Source organism: Yersinia sp. 2540 StPb PI (assembly GCF_052217165.1).
GTDB classification, from domain to species: domain Bacteria; phylum Pseudomonadota; class Gammaproteobacteria; order Enterobacterales; family Enterobacteriaceae; genus Yersinia; species Yersinia enterocolitica_E.
This window is the reverse complement of the sequence record NZ_JAZGQC010000001.1, coordinates 2,730,694-2,748,334: the sequence shown is the minus strand read 5'-3', so window position 1 is coordinate 2,748,334 and position 17,641 is coordinate 2,730,694. Positions and strand designations below refer to the sequence as shown.

Sequence of the window (17,641 nt, the reverse complement as noted above, 5' to 3'; positions counted from 1 at the left end):
CACCTCATACTGAACACTAAGGCAGCCAGCAACTTATTGATTATGTTTAATAACATAGGGAGAGTTGCTCATGCTTCGTTTCTTTCGTTTATCTTTATGCAGTCTGGCAATAACAGTGGCGTTATCTCCACTGGCGACAGCCCATTCAGCACCCGCCAGTAAGAATCACACCCTTATTGTTACCGGAAATCAACCGACGACTGACAGTTTCACCCCCCCCGGCACAGTCACCGTCATTGATGCTGCATTACCAGACAAACAAACTGCCACCTCCGCCGCAGAAATGTTGCAAAACGTACCCGGTGTGAGTGTTAGCGGTGTTGGGCGCACCAATGGACAGAACGTTAATATCAGAGGCTATGATCAGTATGGTGTGCTGGTGCTCATTGATGGTATTCGTCAGGGCATCACGGGGGCCAATATCAGTGGTACTTTCCTTGATCCGGCACTGATAAAGCGGGTCAGCGTCATTCGTAGCCCATCAACATCAAGGTTTGGTAGTGGCGCCATGGGCGGGGTGATTGCTTACCAGACCATTGATGCGGCCGATTTGCTGGCAGAGGGCCAAAATCTTGGTTTCCGCGTCAGCGGTTATGGCGCCACGGGTTATCACAGTATCGGCTCTGGGATGTCCATTTTTGGCCGTACAGAGAGTCTTGATGGCATTATCGCGCTAAGTAAACGTAAGGTCGGCAATATTTACCACGGTAACGGTAATGAAGCGCCGAATGATGAAACGATTAACAGCTTGATGTTTAAGGGCACCGCCTATCTTTCTGACAGCCAATCGTTAACCACCGCCTTGCGTTATTACAATAACCAGGCACTAGAACCGCGCATGGCTAACCTTAGTACACCTGACTTAAAATTTAATAAAAGTCCAATGATGAATCGTTCCACCCTGCAACGTGATGCCGAGTTAACCTACCGCCTGCAACCACAACACCTTGATTGGTTGGATGCCACCAGCCAACTCTACTATTCCGAGATCAATATTAGTGATGACGTCAATCGCGAGGGTTCAGGCCGCCGTAAACAGATCACCCACGGCATAAAGCTGGAAAATAACAGTAAGCTATTTGCCTACAGCCCAGTCGCACATTTGTTCACTTATGGTGTGGAAGCCTACCATCAAGAGCAAGTGCCAACCGGCGTTATTCGTAATTTTCCCCCTGCTGAAATCAAATTCTCCTCCGGTTGGTTGCAAGACGAAGTTACACTGCGTGATTTACCCGTTACCTTGCTGGTAGGCAGCCGCTTCGACAGTTATAAAAACAGCCGCATAGGATTTGCTGATAAGGAGGCAAAAAACTGGTCAACACGGGGGGCAATTACGATTGATCCAACCGATTGGTTGATGCTGTTTGGTGCTTACAGTCAGGCATTTCGTACCCCAACGCTAGCGGAGCTTTATAACAACTCGCTACACTTCTCTGCCGGATGGTTCTCTAATTACTGGGCCCCTAATCCAAACTTAAGACCAGAAAGCAACATCACCCGCGAAACGGGGTTCGGAGTGTATTTTGATAATCTATTTGCCGATAACGATTCAGTTAAATTTAAAGCCAGCTATTTTGATATCCACGCTAAAGACCGCATTACCAGTCATGTCAATATGATGAGCTCCGGCTACATCAATATCCCGCGCAGTAAAAGCTGGGGTTGGGATGTGTCATTGGATTACCAGAATCAATGGATTGACTGGACGCTGGCCTATAACCGCACTCGTGCTATTAATCTCGACACCCGCCAATTTATTAACAGTATCAATCCAGATACCGTCACCAGCAGGCTTAATATCCCTATTGCCAACAGTGGTTTTAGCACTGGCTGGATCCTGACAATGGCAGAAAATACCAAGTTTATGAAAAATAACGATGCCAAAACGTCGTCACGCCGTCCCTATGCGCCGCAAGCTGGTTATGCGGTCCATGACTTTTACCTAAGCTACCGTGGGGCTGGCAGCTTGAATGGCCTCACCACCACCGCAGTATTGGGTAATGCATTCAATAAGGTGCACTACTCACCACAAGCAATCCCGCAGGATGGTCGTAATGCCAAACTATTAATCAGCTATCAGTGGTAATCACAAGGAAGCGGCTCATGGAAATATCACATTACCAACACTATCTCAACACTCGGCAGCAACACCCCAGCAAGCCTCTACACGATATCGCTCGTATGATGAATATCAGTGAAGCCGAGCTATTTTATGCGCGGGTAGGACAGGATGCGCAACGCCTGGATATCAGTGCCGATAGACTGCTGACTGAGTTGGCCAGTGTCGGTGTCACTAAATCGATCACCCGTAACGATTATGCAATACATGAGCATTGGGGTGAGTACCAGAATTTGCGCTTGCACGGTCACCTGGGTTTGGTTCTTAATCCACGCGCGCTGGATTTAAGGCTGTTTTTCCGTCAATGGGACAGCATTTTTAGCCTGAGCGAGGAGACACCACAGGGTAAGCAATTGAGTATTCACTGCTGTAATCTGCAAGGCAAGGCAATCCATCAAATCTACTGTACCGAAGAAACAGACCTTAACGCATGGCAGCAGTTGGTGGAAAAGTATCGCTGTGAAACCAATGCGCGGTTGGTGTTCTCCCCCACAGAGAAAGCGTTCACTCCAGAGACAGTCATTGATAACGCTGCGATAGATAATGAATGGCGCAAGATGAACGATATCCATCGGTTCTTTATGCTACTCAAACGCAATAAAATCACCCGCCGGCAAGCCTTCCGGGCTGTCGGTGATGATCTGGCTTATCCGGTTGATAATAAAGCATTAAGGCAAATTTTATATGCGGCACAGGCTTGCCAGAATGAAGTGATGATCTTTGTCGGTAACACCGGGTGTATGCAGATCTTCACTGGCGTGATAGAACAATTCATTGCCTGTCAGGGGAAGCAAACACCGCCGCCTCATTGGATGAGTGTGCTTAACCGCCGTTTTGCTTTGCACCTGCATGAGAATGCCATTGCAGAAAGTTGGGTAACCCGCAAACCGACCAAAGAGGGTTACATCTCAAGTCTGGAGCTGCTGGATACTCAAGGTAACCATATTCTGCAACTATTTGGGCAACGTAGCGAAGGCCAACCAGAGCAGCACCACTGGCATCAGCAACTGGCCGAATTGACTGCCATAGGCTCCGCTGATGAATAAATGGCTAATATTTATTGCCATTATAATTCCAATCAGTGGCATTGCCAGCCAACGCATTATCACACTCGGCAGTGATATCTCTGAAATCACCTACGCATTAGGCGTAGGTGCCAACATTGTGGCCAGGGATAGTGCCAGCCAACACCCCAGTGAATTGAAAGCCTTACCCGACGTGGGTTACTTGCGACAACTCAATGCCGAAGGCATTCTCGCGTTACAACCTACGTTGGTGTTATGTCGTAAACAGGCTTCAGCGTCACGAGCGCTAAAGCAAATCACTGACTATGGGGTAAAGGTCATACTTATTCCCGCGGACAGTTCGCCACAAACAGTGGTAACTAAAATTCAGTTGATTGCCAGCGCAGTTAATCAGCAACAGAAAGGCCGACAACTGATCAATCACTACCAGCAACAGCTGGCAATGATAGATTCCACACCATTGTCGGTAAAGGTTCTATTTATCATAAGCCACGCGGGGTTACCGCCGCTGGCTGCGGGTAAAAATACTGCTGCGGATAGCTTATTTCGCCTTTCAGGCCTGAACAACACCATGCAAAAATTCAGCGGATATCGCCCTTTATCACAAGAAGGGATTATCGCCAGTGCTCCTGACCTGCTGATTGTTACGTCATATAGCGTTAAATCACTGGGTGGTATTGATAATATATGGCGTTTACCGGGAATAGCTCTGACTCCTGCGGGTAAAAAGCAACGATTACTGGTAATTGATGATAGAGCATTACTGAGTTTTGGCCTGCAAACACCCCAAGTTCTACAACAGTTGCGGAGTGCCGGGGAGTCCAGCCGGTAAAAGCGTCTTCTGTTAGCGACGAGTAGGAGTGATTGCAATACCTTTCATCCTTGAAGCCGCAGCTAAGTTAGCGGCTGTTACTCACCCGAGTCACTGAATACGTTGGATATGCAACCAACTAACTGGAACAGGAGATTTCCAGATGTTTCCCCCAGTCAGGGGGTAATGCCGCCAAGTCATCAAATTCAGGTTGCTCTGCGAAAGGATGCTGTAATGCCTGATGCAACCGCTGTAGCGGTTGAATATCATCCTTTTCAGCGTGATCAATCACTTGCTGTGCCAGGTAGTTACGCAATATATATTTCGGGTTAACCGCTTTCATCAATTGCTGACGCTGAACATCGTCAATCGGCTCTTGTTGCAGACGTGTACGATAACGGTGGTACCAACTGTCAAAACCGGCTCTATCGATAAAATCATCACGTAGTGGCGATTGCGCCGAATGCATTTCAACCTGGCTCAACAAGCGGAATGTACGGGTATAATCTCGCCCCTCTTGAATCATCAAACTCAATAATCCTGTCAGTAACTCGTTATCCTGGCTGCTGTTTTCGACAAAACCTAGTTTAGCGCGCATCTGTTGGCCATAAGCTGCCATTAACTCTGGCTCATAAGCCCCTAGTGCCAACTGTAGCTGCTCCACCGACATTAAGCCGGACAACGCCTGCCCCAACCGATGCAGATTCCATAGTGCGACCGCTGGCTGATTATCGAAAGCATAACGCCCCTGACCATCAGAGTGATTGCAAATATATCCCGGTACATAGTCATCAAGAAAACCAAATGGACCATAGTCCATGGTAATACCAAGAATCGACATATTATCGGTATTCATCACACCATGAGCAAAACCGACCGTTTGCCAATGAGCGATTAAACGTGCCGTGCGTTTTACCACATCAGTAAACCACAACAGGTAACTTTCCGGTTGACCGGCCCATTGCGGCCAGTGACGAGCAATAACATAATCAGCCAACTGTCTGACCTGTGCAGGCTGCTGTCGATAATAGAAGTGTTCGAAATGGCCAAAACGAACATGACTTTCAGCCACGCGTAATAGCATCGCCCCACGTTCTGGTTGCTCACGATAAACAGGATGTTCGCTGGTAACAATGGTCAGTGCACGGCTGGTAGGTATTCCTAGATGGTGCAATGCTTCGGAGGCTAAAAACTCCCGGACGACTGAGCGCAAAACGGCCCGCCCATCCCCCATGCGGGAATAAGGGGTTAACCCTACGCCTTTCAAATGCCAATCCATACTGCGGCCGTCACTGAGTTGTTGTTCCCCGAGCAAAATCCCACGGCCATCCCCGAGCTGCCCTGCCCATACGCCGAACTGGTGGCCACTATATACTTGTGCCAGCGGCTCCATACCTGGTAGCAAAGCCTCTCCTGCCCATACGCTGGCTTTCGGCAAACTAAACCAACTCTCATCCAGCCCAAGCTCCTGCGCTAAAGGGGAACTGTGGTACAGCAAGCGTGCCCCCTTTAACGGCGTTGGTTGCAAGTGAGTATAAAAACCACTCAATTGCTGCCCGTAGCTATTATTAAATTGAGGCGTCTTCTCAGATTCTGAAGCGCTATCTGATGGAATAAAGTTAAAAGGGGTCATCAGCGTAATACCTCAGCCAGCCAGTGACTAACTTGCAACAGCTCAGCGTGTGACTCAGGAAAATCATCGCTTAATTGCTGACAAACAACGTTAATAGCCTCGGGACGATACACCGTCCCTTGTAGCCGCTCAGCCAAAGCTTCCAGCGGAGCCGGATTCAAACTATCCGTAAAGATTTGGCAGCGAGCGATGGCACCCTGTAATACATCAAAATGCAGTTCAATTCCGCCCCAAATAAAACGGGTATCGACTAAGTGGCTAAAGGCGGGGGCCTGACCGAAATTCCATTCCCAGCTACTCTGTTTAGCAAATTGTTCGGTAAAACCAGGTAGGTCGGGCAATGCTTGTGGGGAGATTCTTTCCGCCAGCACCTTTTCATTATAATAATCGAAAAAAGCCTGCTCAATGGCGACACAAATCTGTTGATGCTCAATTCCCGGTAATAGCTCCACCAGATTGGTGACTCGGGAGCGCACTGATGTAATCCCTTTGGCCTGCAATTTTTTCGGATCAGGATTAAGGTAATCGGCCAAACGACTCAGATCCGCACTCAATAACAATGTGCCATGATGAAAACCACGATCTTTGGTCTCTTTATATGCCGAGCCCGAAACTTTGCGCTCATCATCACCGTTCTTAACCACCAAATCATTACGACCTGAAGCGGTGGCCTGAATTCCGAGCGAGGCTAACGCAGTAAGAATAATTTGAGTGGAGACCGTTTTATCATATTCAGGTTTACCCGCCATAAAGGTGAAACAGGTATTGCCCAAATCATGAAATACCGCCCCGCCGCCGCTGCTGCGCCGAGCCAGCTTCACGCCATCTTGCTCCATTTGGCGCGTATTACACTCTTTCCATGGATTCTGAGCGCGGCCTATCACCACGGTGTCAGCATTACGCCACAAAAATAACACTCGCTGATCCGGGGACATCTGACGGAAAATGCACTCTTCTACCGCCAGATTAAACCAGGGGTCATAAGAATCAGAAATGAGTAAGCGAAGGGATGACATAAACGCGGCTCCGAACCAAAATAAGCAGCTATTAAGATAACATAACCAACGCCGATATCTTTAGGTTCGAGGATTCATTCTGTATTGATTAAGAACTATATCGAAAATGCATCAAATGCGACGCGCTTGCCAGTACACACGTTTCCAATAAACATTTTCTAGCGATGAACGGATCACACCTTTACTCGTTGAGGCATGAATAAATTCATCATTAGTATCGTAAATACCGACATGCAGCCCATTTTGTCCACTGCCAGTTTTGAAAAACACCAAGTCGCCAGGCATGAGTTCATCACGAGAGACTTTAGTGCCTAAGGTGGTCTGCGCTGCTGTTGTTCGGGGTAATTGCATATCAAAACGATCACGGAATGTGCGGTAAACAAACCCTGAACAATCAACCCCACTTTGATCCAGCCCACCATTACGGTATGGCGTTCCTTCCCATTGACGCAGTTGTTCATTCAGTTTAGCAACTACCACAATAGAATCTGATAAGTGACCACTCGGTGTTGGAGCATGGCTGCTACAACCAGCAAGAATCATACTGACCAAAAAGATCCAGAAACGCATCCGCATCGAGATATCACCAGGGTAAGGCTTAGCCAATCCACCGCACAGCAAGCTATTCGGCGCTATATCTGGCCAGCAAGAGGTACCAGTAGAGCTAATTTAGCTATCGAGTCTGGAAAAAACAAGTTATATGAATGAGATAATAGATTTAATCACTTTTTATAGGTTTGGTGTGAATCAGCCATATCCCCAGTAGGATAAACCCCGCCCCTAACGTTTTTAATAACGTCGCCGACTCATTGAACCAGGGTAACAATACAGCGGCTAAATAGACGAGCGCATAACTAAGACTCAGTAATGGATAGGCTCGATTGAGTGGCAAATACCTTAAGGCAAAAAACCAGCACAACATAGATACTGCATAGCCGGCTAGCCCGAAAGTTACCGCCATTAATTGTGTCAGATGATGTGCTAAAAACTGACCATTAATATCTGCCAACGATATTAATGGGGTATGCATCATCCCCCACTTCAACATGAGTTGGGCCATGGTCACCAACACCACACTGCCTATTCCCCACAGGTAACCTTTCATAAATGCCAACTAATCAAAAGGATGCCAAACATAATGGCGGCAACACCCAACCAATGGCGAGAAGTTGCCTTTTCTCCATAAAACAACTGCGCGGCCAAGGTCACCAACACAAAGTTAAAGCTTAATAGCGGATAAGCCACACTCAAAGGCAGATGTTGCAATAAACGTAACCACAGCACCATTCCTAAGCCCAGCAATATCACTGCGATAGCAAGCCAACGCAGTGTTGGCGCAAGCCGTTTTTCACCAGATTGCCCCCAGCATTGTGCAGCTTGCTTCTGACACAGTTGCCCCGCACAGGTCAATAAACTGACAACTATCAATAGCAAATAATTTGTCATGGTGTCTTTTGGTACCACAAAAGTGCCAAACGATTCATTAAATTAACCTTGTCGGCTACCGGATAATGGGCAGAGATGTCCTCACCGCGAGATAATTGCACAACTAACGACACGTCACCTTGCTGCCTTGCATGAGCCAACCATTCACTAAAATCTTTATTGCTAATGTATTTATCTTTGCTGTCAGCATAGTTCAGCCCATAAGACAGCTCGCCCTTTTCGCTGAACATCAGTATATCGCTACGTTTCAGTTGCCACGCTAACCCTGCCGCTACCCCCGCACTGTCGGTAAGCACATAGCGACTGCTGCTCAACGCATCAAAATTATTCTGAATAAAATTTTGCGGCTGTTTGGAATCAATAACCTGTTGAGGAATCAGGTAACCCACCAGCAAAACCAACAATAATGGACAGGCGGCAGCCCAACGCCAATAACGGGCGTTATTATACAATGTAATCAGTCCCACCAACCCCCATCCAGTAAAGGCGACTATCCCCAACACTACTTTCTGCTGCTCGTGTGGCCCATAGGCGACCAAGTGCCCTACCAAATTCAAACCAATAACTAATACCGCCAGCGCGCAAACTAATCCAAAAATAAGATTTATTGCACCATTTATTTTCAGCGCGCGCATACGCATGTTACTGGCGCAATCTGTTGCATATGCCGCCATCAGTAAAGATAGTGGAGCCATACATGGCAAGATATACGTTGGGAGTTTTCCTTTAGCCACACTGAAGAATAACAACGGCATGACGACCCAACTGAGCAAAAAGAACAGCTCTGGTTTTGCCACCCGTTCACGCCACCCTTTAAGTAACGCTCCCGGTAATAACCCCAACCACGGCAATACACCGATGCAAAGAATAGGCAGGTAATACCAAATGGGGGCTTTATGTTGAGCATCTTTTTCAGCGAATCTCTGAATATGTTCAACCCAAAAGAAGTAATGCCAGAAATCGGGTTCACGTTGCGCGATGGCCAATGCCCACGGCAAGCTCAAGATTACCGCACCCAATATCGCTATCGGGCCAAAAATGATGAGTTCTTTTATTCGCTTTTGCTGTATGACAATAGGCAATACCGAAATAACCGGCACGGCCAACGCCAGAAAACCTTTGGTCATAAAGCCCATGCCACAAGCAAGGCCGAGCAAAAGGTAAGCCCCCACCTTCTGCGCCAAGGTTTCGGCCCGCAATGTGAGATAAAAACAGACCATTGAAGCGGTCAACCATAATGAAATCATCGGGTCCAATACCGCATAGGAGCCGATACTAAATACCAACAACATGGAGAGATAAATTAATGTCGCCAGTACCGATGTGGAGCGATTACGCCACAATAAAGTCGCTAACCAATAGACTAATATTGCACTTAGCGCGGTACTAAAAATGGAACCAAATCGGACGGCAAAATTAGTGTCGCCAAATATCCACTGGCTAATATTATTAAACCAATATCCAGCGATAGGCTTTTCGAAATAGCGGATCCCCAGAAAATGCGGCACAACCCAATCACCACGTTGCAACATTTCCCGGCTAATCTCAGCGTAGCGAGTTTCGTCAGGTTGCCACAGTAAACGACTATTGATTGGCAATAGGTATAGCAAAGCAAAAAACAACGCCAACAGTGCTGCCCCGCCTCCTTTTAACAGTTTCATCCGACATCCTTAATTTTTGTCTGACACCCTAACCAACCCTCTCGGCCAGGAAAGGTGGTACGCTCGACGGTCCCTATCGGCAATAAATCTAAATCATCGGGTAATAACTCTCGAAGCGGGCAAAACTGGATACCTTGTTTTTTGGCCTGGACTAATAATTGCTCAAACATTACTGCCTGAGACATCCCTTCAACTTCAGCATGAATGGTATAAACCGAGACACCTCTATCACGCAAAATAGCTTCAATGATGAAATTATTAAAATCCTCAGCCCGCACTTCACTCCCTACGACTTCATCGTACGTTGGCAACGTAACAGGAATTTGTACACTGCCAAGACTGCCATCAGGTAATAGGGGGCGGAAAGGATGAGTACCACGACAATCACTGTTATAACGAAAAGCGAACGGTTGCTTGATGGCTAACACCCGCGAGTCTGCACGCCAGCCGGCAGCCGCGGAACAAGTTACCGGCTGCCCAATGCTGTTCTGTAATGCATCCACACCCCATTGAACCTGCTCAGTTAGCTGTTGTGTTGACCACGATGCAACCTTAGCTTGCCAGCCTTGATGATCCCATGCATGCAAACCAACCTCATGCCCTGCTTGTAACGTGGCTTTCATTAATGAGCCAAGGTCTTTACCGATTTTTTTACCCGGCCAGGCGGTTCCGGCCAGTAAGATATCCCAGCCATAAAGCGAAGCGGCATTAGAACGCAACATCTTCCACAAGAAACGAGGTCGGAAAAGACGCCACAAGTGACGCCCCATATTATCTGGGCCAACACTGAAGAAAAAGCTGGCGCTGATATCATACTGTTCCAATACAGCAAGTAATGATGGCACACCTTCTTTTGTTCCACGGTAGGTATCCACATCAATTCTTAGTCCAACTTGCTTCATAGATAATGCTCATCCTTTTGGGTTTCACCCAGTTCCAGTACAGCACCACGAAGGAAGAAATCCAAGGTTTCGCTGACAGTTTGCTGCAAAGCGATTTCTGGCTGCCAATGTAAAATACGTCGCGCATTCGTGATGCTGGGGGTGCGATATTCGACATCCTGATAGCCTTTACCATAATAGGCACTGCTTTCGATATCTTTAAAGCCAGCAAATGGTGGGAAGTGACCACGTAATTGATGTTTTTCAAAACTACTCAGCAGCATTTGCGCTAATTCGCGAATACTGGCCTCATTCGTCGGGTTACCAATATTGATTATCTGACCATCACAGCAGCCATCATTGTTCTCAATAATGCGAAATAGCGCTTCAATGCCATCATGAATATCAGTAAAACAGCGTTTTTGCGCGCCACCATCAACCAGTTGAATAGGAGAGCCTTCAACCAGATTTAATATCAATTGTGTAATGGCGCGGGAACTGCCAATACGAGCAGCGTCAAGGTTATCCAAACGTGGCCCCATCCAGTTAAATGGGCGGAACAATGTGAATCTGAGGTTTTCTTTCGCACCATAAGCCCAGATAACACGATCCAATAATTGTTTGGATACCGAATATATCCAGCGTTGTTTGTTAATTGGCCCAACAATCAGTCGCGAACTGTCCTCGTCAAACTCTTTGTCATCACACATACCATAAACTTCAGAAGTGGATGGGAAGACAATACGTTTATTGTATTTAACGCAATCGCGAACAATCTTTAAATTTTCTTCAAAATCTAATTCGAAAACACGCAGTGGATTGCGGGTATATTCAATTGGCGTCGCAATAGCCACCAGCGGCAAAATGACATCACATTTTTTAATATGATATTCGATCCATTCGGAATGAATACTGATGTCGCCTTCCACGAAATGGAAGAAAGGGTTATCCAAGAAACGACTAATAGCATCAGAACCAATATCCAGACCATAGACTTCGTAACGGTCATCACGCAACAAGCGTTCGGTTAAGTGATTACCAATGAAGCCGTTCACACCAAGGATCAGTACACGGGTACGTCTTTTCAAAGCATTGCTTGGTCTGTTAGCTAAACGCACATCCGTGACAATGCCCATTTCTTGGGCTAATCGACTACCCTGAACATACAAACCCGCGTCTCCCTGACCAGTAACAATCTCCAGCGCACCTTCACCGCAGGCGACAACTAAAGGTGAAATTGAGAGTATGGTGCCGGGTAACTTTCCGTGTGCCATCTTCAGCGGTCGCGCACGCCAGATGATGAGTTTACGCTGCCCAAGATAGCTGAATGCCCCGGGATAAGGCTCCGTCACGGCACGAACTAAATTATTGATATCTGATGCTGACTTTTGCCAATTGACCTCTCCATCAGCAGCAGTTCGTCGGCCAAAATAGCTGGCATCGGCTTCTTTTTGTGGTGTCAGATGCAGTGAAGAACACTTCATTTTTGGCAATAAATCACGTAACAACTCTTGCGACGCTTCACGCATTTTTGCATGTAATGTCAATGCAGTATCTGTATCGCTGATGGTAACTTTGTGTTGGCCCACAATTGGGCCTGCATCAGCTTTTTTTACCATTTGGTGCAAGGTTACACCTGTTTCGGTCTCCCCATTAACCAGCGCCCAGTTAATCGGAGCACGCCCACGGTATTTCGGCAACAAGGAGCCGTGTAAATTGAACCCTCCTTGCGGTGCTAACGACAAAATTTCATCACACAGCATATTGCGATAATAGAAAGAGAAAATAATATCCGGCTGTAATTGCTTAATACGCTCAACCCATAACGGATGATTGGCATCATCCGGTGCAAATACAGGAAGTTCTAAATCAGCAGCAACCCGGGCCACTGAAGAGAAAAAACGATTCTCATTAGGATCGTCAGTATGGGTAAATACTGCCTGAATATCGTAACCTGCTGCTACTAGTGCTTTTAGACCTACACAGCCAATATCATGATAGGCAAATACAATCGCTTTCATTTTTCTACTTCCTGATTATTGTCGGTATGCTCTGTCCCGACCACTTTCTGTATGAAATAACGTGGGCGCGCGCGCACATCGTTATAAATTCGACCGATGTATTCACCGAGTAGCCCCATACCAACGAATTGGGCACCGATGAACATGAACAACACGGCAAAGAGCGTAAAGACACCGCCGCCTGCCCATTCCGGGCCAAATACCAAACGCAAAACCACTAACAGCACAGCAAGAGTAAAACCAGAAAGTGCAATGACACTGCCCACCAGGCTTAACAGACGTAATGGGGTCGTTGTCAGGCAAGTTATCAAGTCATACATGAGATTAATGAGCTTCATCAGGCTGTATTTTGAGTCACCGAATTCGCGCTCAGCATGATGAACTGTAATTTCAGTGGTACGGCGGGCAAAGGTGTTTGCCAGAATGGGAATAAAGGTACTGCGTTCGTGACAGTGTAACATTGCTTCTACGATATGACGGCGGTAGGCTCGTAACATGCAGCCATAGTCACCCATAGATTTACCTGTAGCACGTTGAATCATCAGATTAATCAAACGGGAGGCTGTTTTACGAAACAGCGAATCTTGCCGATTAGCGCGCACAGTCCCGACGACGTCGTAGCCCTCTTCTGCCACACTGACCAGCCGTGGGATTTCCTCCGGCGGGTTTTGCAGATCAGCATCAAGTGTAATGACCAAATCACCACTAACCTGATTGAATCCAGCCATAATGGCTGAATGTTGGCCATAATTACGATTTAGCAAAACTGCGATTATGTGGTTTTCAGGTACGTTCGCCGCTGTTGTCAAAATTTCAGCAGAACTATCACTACTCCCGTCATCAACCAGAATAATTTCATAAGGTTGGGTGAGTAACTTACAGGCAGCCGACGTCCTCTCTATTAATGCCGGCAAGCTCTCTTGCTCGTTATAAACAGGGATAACTATTGATACTTTTTTGATTTGCTCATTTTGTAACACGGTGCGGCCCTATAATAGTTGCCAATGCATCAACTACCCGGTCAACATCACTGTCTAGCATGTCGGGGAAAAGGGGCAATGTGCATAATCTGGCGGAATTCCACTCGGTATTGGGTAAGTGCAACTGTGGATAGCGTTCGCGATAATACTTTTGAGTATGGGCGGCACGAAAATGCAGACCAGTACCAATTCCTGACTCTTTCAACCGCTCCATCAGTGAGTCGCGACTCATTGCGCAGCGACCTTCATCAACACGCACCATAAACAGATGCCATGCATGGAGATGGGCATAGTCGGGAACCGCCAGGGGTTGCAAGGGGGAATCGTTCAATGCCTTATAGTAGCGGGCAACTAATTCTTGGCGACGAGCATTGATTTCAGGTAAACGCCTGAGTTGCACTACCGCAATCGCTGCGTGAATATCAGATAAGTTATATTTATAACCAGGCACTATGACTTCGGCCTGTGGGCTACGCCCTTGTCGCTGTCGATCAAAGGCATCCACACCCAGGCCATGAAACTTAAGTTGCCGTACTTTGTCGGCTAGCTCATCATCATCAGTGGCAATTAAGCCGCCTTCAGCACAAGTCATGTTTTTAATGGCATGGAAAGAGAAAATAGCGGTGCCCTTCTCGCCAATCCATTGATTACCATAGCGGGTGCCAGCAGCATGGGCCGCATCTTCAATCAATGGGATACCTTGATGCTGAGCAATTAAACGCAAAGCATCAAGATCACAGGGAGCGCCGGCATAATGTACCGGGATAATGGCTTTGGTTTTTGCGGTGATAGCTGCTGCAACATCCGCAGCATTTACCATTAAAGTGTCGCGATCAACATCAATCATTACCGGCTCAGCGCCCAGCAACACAATCATATTAAGAGTAGAAACCCACGTTTGAGACGGGGTAATAACTTCATCCCCTGGGCCAATACCCAAGGCCATCAAGGTGATATGCATTCCCGCAGTGGCCGAACTGACAGCAATAGCATGCTTGCAACCAAATGCCTTACAAAAATCAGTTTCTAACTGTTGATTCTGTGGGCCGGTGGTTATCCAACCTGAGCCTAATACATTTATGACCGCATTAATTTCGTCCGTACCGATTGACGGACGTGAAAATGGCAAAAAATTCTGCATTGAATAATCCCTTAGGACACCAGAGCTGTCGGCAACTATATGCTCACTTAAGTTAACGAAAACTAAACGCCCATCAGATAAACCGGTGGTCTGCTAGGGTCAACTCTAGTCCATTAACCTTAAATAAACCTTAAGATAGCGTTTTTTTGCTGATATATTCAGAAAGGGTATGTCACGAAGAAAGGAATTAGTTTTCATAGAAAAATCAAACAACTAACATAAAACACTGTGGGATGTTTCATCACAATGATTTAATAGATTTTATCTGCGGAGAAAAAGAAAAATAGGCGTCATAATAAATATTAATGCAAATTATAAATACAGGTTATTAATTTTATACTACCAATAAACTTAGTAGCTAAATGTAAGCATCATATGCTTTTTGTAATAATCCAATTCTGGCCATCAAAACTATGTATTTGAAACTCCACTTCGAACACATCAGATAAAATATCTGCCTCCATTACCTGTTTAGCCCCACCCTGTGCAAGCACGTCCCCTTTAGACATTAACCAAACCTGATCAGCCTGTTGCAAGGTATGGTTAAGGTCATGAGCACTAATGATAGCACTGCGCCCAGCCGCACAAAACTCAGCAAGCAGACTATCAAGTGCCACTTTTTGCGCCACATCAAGCCCGGTATAGGGTTCATCAAGTAATAGCAGCTTGCTGTCAGCGTTGATATCCGGCCAAACTTGCAAGAATACCGCCGCGAGCCGAACACGCTGCCACTCGCCGCCTGAAAGTTGCGATAACATTCTTGGCAATTTATCGGTTAATCGTAATTTTTTACAGAGATAACCAATCGTTGCCGCTACAGCATCCAAAGCGGCACCGGCTGGCTGATACAGAGCCAGATATTGGAAAACCGGCATTAGAGTCAGAGCCGATTGCTGTTGACTTAGATATGCTCGTGAACGGGCCAAGTCGTGCCCTGCATAGATGGGCAGTGGTTGCCCGGCCAGTAAAATATCACCACGAGCAGGCAACATGCCTGCCAGAGCGGCCAACAGAGTACTTTTCCCGGCACCATTTGGACCTATCAAATGAATTTGCAACCCAGCAGCCACCTGGGCAGAAAAAGGCGCAAGGCGGGTTTCGACATGGACATTGCTGAGTTGCAAAAGCATCAAAATAAACCTGTTGTCGGTAAATTATTTGGTGGCTAACGCTTGAGTAATTGCACTGATTAGAATCGAATCTTCTGGTGCCATATCGGGAGCAAAACGCTCAAGGACTTCGCCCTCACGACTAACCAGGAATTTCTCAAAATTCCACAGAATATCACCCGGTTGCTTTGGCTCACGCCCCTTACTGGCTAACCGTTGATAAAATTCGCTCCCTTCCGGTTTTATTGCGACAGGCTTAGCCGCAATCAATTGCTGGTACAAAGGGTGCCGTTGCGGGCCATTAACCTCAATTTTACTAAACATCGGAAATTCAACCCCAAATGTGCCACGGCAGAAAGCTTGGATCTCTTCATCACTGCCAGGCTCCTGCCCCGCAAATTCATTACTCGGAAAACCTAAGACTTCAAAACCTTGCTGATGATATGTTTTATAGAGGTTTTCAAGCCCTTCATACTGCTTAGTCAGACCACACTGAGAAGCTACATTAACCACCAACAGCACTGAGCCTTTATACTTTTCCAGCAGAATAGATTCACTTTCAATGGTTTTAACAGGAATGGAATAAATTGGATTACTCATCAGGAAGGATCCTTATTCAGTGATGATATACAGATGAACTTACAAGAGTATCAATAGGTGTAAGGCAGATCACTTTACACTTTTCACTCGTGTCAGCAACCAGATAAATAATGGCGAACCCAACGTTGCGGTCACCACACCAATGGGCAGCTCAGCCGAAAATAGAGCGATACGTGCGATAACATCCGCAAACAACAGTATTCCAGCGCCAGCTAGTGCACATCCGCTTAGCAGATGGCGTTGGTCAGTTAAACCGGTCAATCGCAAGATATGGGGAATAACCAGGCCAATAAAGCTGATAACACCAGCCAGAGCAACACTAATACCTACCAGCAATCCTATAGCCAGTACTAATAAGTTCCGCCATAAATGGAGTGGGATCCCCAACTGCCTGGCTTGCTGCTCACCCAATGACATAAAATTGAGCACTCGCCCCTGGCAACAAAGCCATACCACGATCGGCACCAATGCTACGACCAATCCCTGCTGTCGCCAATCTATGCCGCTGAATCCCCCCATCATCCAATACATCAACTGGCGTAAATCCAAGCTGGTACTGAAATAAACAGCCCATGTCATCACCGCGCTGCAAACGATCCCCAATGCAACACCAACCAGTAACAGACGAGCGTTAGTCAACAAACGCCGGCGAGCGAAACCTAACAGCAGCACCGTCATAAGTAAGGCTCCAGCAATAGCACAGCCACTTAAAAACCAGATCGGCAATAACCCGTGCCCTAGCAAGACCGCCATAACTAATGCAACACCTGCACCATTCGCCACCCCCAACAGACCGGGTTCGGCTAATGGATTTTCAAACAATGCCTGCATTACAGCACCCGCAACAGCAAGACTTGCACCAACCATCATTACGGCTAAGGCTCGGGGCAAGCGCAACTGCCAGACGAATAATTGCCCGCTTTCACCGAACCACTGAGTGGGCCAAATCCACGCATCTCCAGCACACAAGCTGACTACCAGCGCAAAAAAAAGTATCACCACCAATCCCTTGAGGTAACGGTGATCACGTTGTTGTTGCCGCTGTTGAAGCGCAGTAAATAACTGACTGGTCTGCATTACATCCTCGGTCGCTGCCTCAGGATTAACCTGAAGATGTCTCATAAATATTAGGGGCTGATACCCATAGCTAGGCTACAGATAGTAGGGGGTTAACGCGATAAGGGGAAGTTTTGCATGA

Annotated in this window: 16 protein-coding genes; 3 read left to right on the top strand and 13 right to left on the bottom strand. The window is 46.8% G+C overall.

What is annotated here, in order from left to right; translation table 11 throughout:
• The first annotated feature begins 70 nt into the window (after positions 1–70).
• Genes V1956_RS12550 through V1956_RS12540 form a run of 3 tightly spaced genes read left to right on the top strand, consistent with a single transcriptional unit; the run spans position 71 to position 3,976 of the window.
• Positions 71–2,086, top strand: coding sequence for a TonB-dependent hemoglobin/transferrin/lactoferrin family receptor (locus tag V1956_RS12550; protein ID WP_442825178.1), 2,016 nt, complete (start codon positions 71–73; stop codon positions 2,084–2,086).
• Between the two features lie 17 nt (positions 2,087–2,103).
• Positions 2,104–3,165 (top strand): hemin-degrading factor, encoded by a 1,062-nt coding sequence (locus V1956_RS12545; RefSeq protein ID WP_442825177.1) that lies wholly within the window; start codon positions 2,104–2,106, stop codon positions 3,163–3,165.
• Positions 3,158–3,976, top strand: a complete 819-nt coding sequence (locus V1956_RS12540) for a heme/hemin ABC transporter substrate-binding protein (RefSeq protein WP_372559134.1) — start codon at positions 3,158–3,160, stop codon at positions 3,974–3,976. Before V1956_RS12545 ends, V1956_RS12540 begins: the two co-directional genes overlap by 8 nt.
• Before the next feature lie 118 nt (positions 3,977–4,094).
• Here the strand turns inward: V1956_RS12540 and V1956_RS12535 are convergent, their stop codons facing one another.
• The 13 genes from V1956_RS12535 to btuC form a co-directional block, all read right to left on the bottom strand.
• On the bottom strand, positions 4,095–5,588 hold the full coding sequence (locus V1956_RS12535) for a protein adenylyltransferase SelO (protein WP_442825176.1): 1,494 nt from the start codon (positions 5,586–5,588) through the stop codon (positions 4,095–4,097).
• Positions 5,588–6,604, bottom strand: a complete 1,017-nt coding sequence (locus V1956_RS12530; protein WP_372569235.1) for a lipoate--protein ligase A — start codon at positions 6,602–6,604, stop codon at positions 5,588–5,590. Before V1956_RS12530 ends, V1956_RS12535 begins: the two co-directional genes overlap by 1 nt.
• Positions 6,605–6,715: 111 nt before the next feature.
• The gene (locus tag V1956_RS12525; protein ID WP_083158708.1) at positions 6,716–7,180 is read right to left on the bottom strand and encodes an NlpC/P60 family protein; all 465 of its coding nucleotides are present in this window, start codon (positions 7,178–7,180) and stop codon (positions 6,716–6,718) included.
• A 142-nt stretch (positions 7,181–7,322) separates the two neighbouring features.
• The gene (gene arnF / locus V1956_RS12520) at positions 7,323–7,709 is read right to left on the bottom strand and encodes a 4-amino-4-deoxy-L-arabinose-phosphoundecaprenol flippase subunit ArnF (RefSeq protein WP_372559137.1); all 387 of its coding nucleotides are present in this window, start codon (positions 7,707–7,709) and stop codon (positions 7,323–7,325) included.
• Positions 7,706–8,050 carry a 4-amino-4-deoxy-L-arabinose-phosphoundecaprenol flippase subunit ArnE gene (gene arnE / locus V1956_RS12515; protein WP_420074944.1) on the bottom strand — a complete coding sequence of 115 codons (345 nt, stop codon included), beginning with the start codon at positions 8,048–8,050 and terminating at the stop codon, positions 7,706–7,708. Before arnE ends, arnF begins: the two co-directional genes overlap by 4 nt.
• Positions 8,047–9,711, bottom strand: coding sequence for a lipid IV(A) 4-amino-4-deoxy-L-arabinosyltransferase (arnT, locus tag V1956_RS12510; RefSeq protein WP_420074943.1), 1,665 nt, complete (start codon positions 9,709–9,711; stop codon positions 8,047–8,049). Before arnT ends, arnE begins: the two co-directional genes overlap by 4 nt.
• The gene (gene arnD / locus V1956_RS12505; protein ID WP_372559139.1) at positions 9,708–10,613 is read right to left on the bottom strand and encodes a 4-deoxy-4-formamido-L-arabinose-phosphoundecaprenol deformylase; all 906 of its coding nucleotides are present in this window, start codon (positions 10,611–10,613) and stop codon (positions 9,708–9,710) included. The genes arnT and arnD overlap by 4 nt, the downstream gene beginning before the upstream one ends.
• Positions 10,610–12,613 (bottom strand): bifunctional UDP-4-amino-4-deoxy-L-arabinose formyltransferase/UDP-glucuronic acid oxidase ArnA, encoded by a 2,004-nt coding sequence (gene arnA, locus V1956_RS12500; protein ID WP_372559140.1) that lies wholly within the window; start codon positions 12,611–12,613, stop codon positions 10,610–10,612. Before arnA ends, arnD begins: the two co-directional genes overlap by 4 nt.
• Complete coding sequence (gene arnC, locus V1956_RS12495; protein ID WP_372559141.1) at positions 12,610–13,593, bottom strand: undecaprenyl-phosphate 4-deoxy-4-formamido-L-arabinose transferase; 984 nt, start codon at positions 13,591–13,593, stop codon at positions 12,610–12,612. The genes arnA and arnC overlap by 4 nt, the downstream gene beginning before the upstream one ends.
• A complete protein-coding gene (arnB, locus tag V1956_RS12490; RefSeq protein WP_372559142.1) occupies positions 13,580–14,734 on the bottom strand; it encodes a UDP-4-amino-4-deoxy-L-arabinose aminotransferase in 1,155 nt (384 codons plus the stop codon). The genes arnC and arnB overlap by 14 nt, the downstream gene beginning before the upstream one ends.
• Positions 14,735–15,105: 371 nt before the next feature.
• The gene (btuD, locus tag V1956_RS12485) at positions 15,106–15,864 is read right to left on the bottom strand and encodes a vitamin B12 ABC transporter ATP-binding protein BtuD (RefSeq protein WP_420075435.1); all 759 of its coding nucleotides are present in this window, start codon (positions 15,862–15,864) and stop codon (positions 15,106–15,108) included.
• 24 nt (positions 15,865–15,888) lie between these two features.
• Positions 15,889–16,443 (bottom strand): glutathione peroxidase, encoded by a 555-nt coding sequence (locus V1956_RS12480; RefSeq protein WP_372559143.1) that lies wholly within the window; start codon positions 16,441–16,443, stop codon positions 15,889–15,891.
• A 69-nt stretch (positions 16,444–16,512) separates the two neighbouring features.
• Complete coding sequence (gene btuC / locus V1956_RS12475) at positions 16,513–17,520, bottom strand: vitamin B12 ABC transporter permease BtuC (protein WP_083158699.1); 1,008 nt, start codon at positions 17,518–17,520, stop codon at positions 16,513–16,515.
• Between the last annotated feature and the right edge of the window lie 121 nt (positions 17,521–17,641).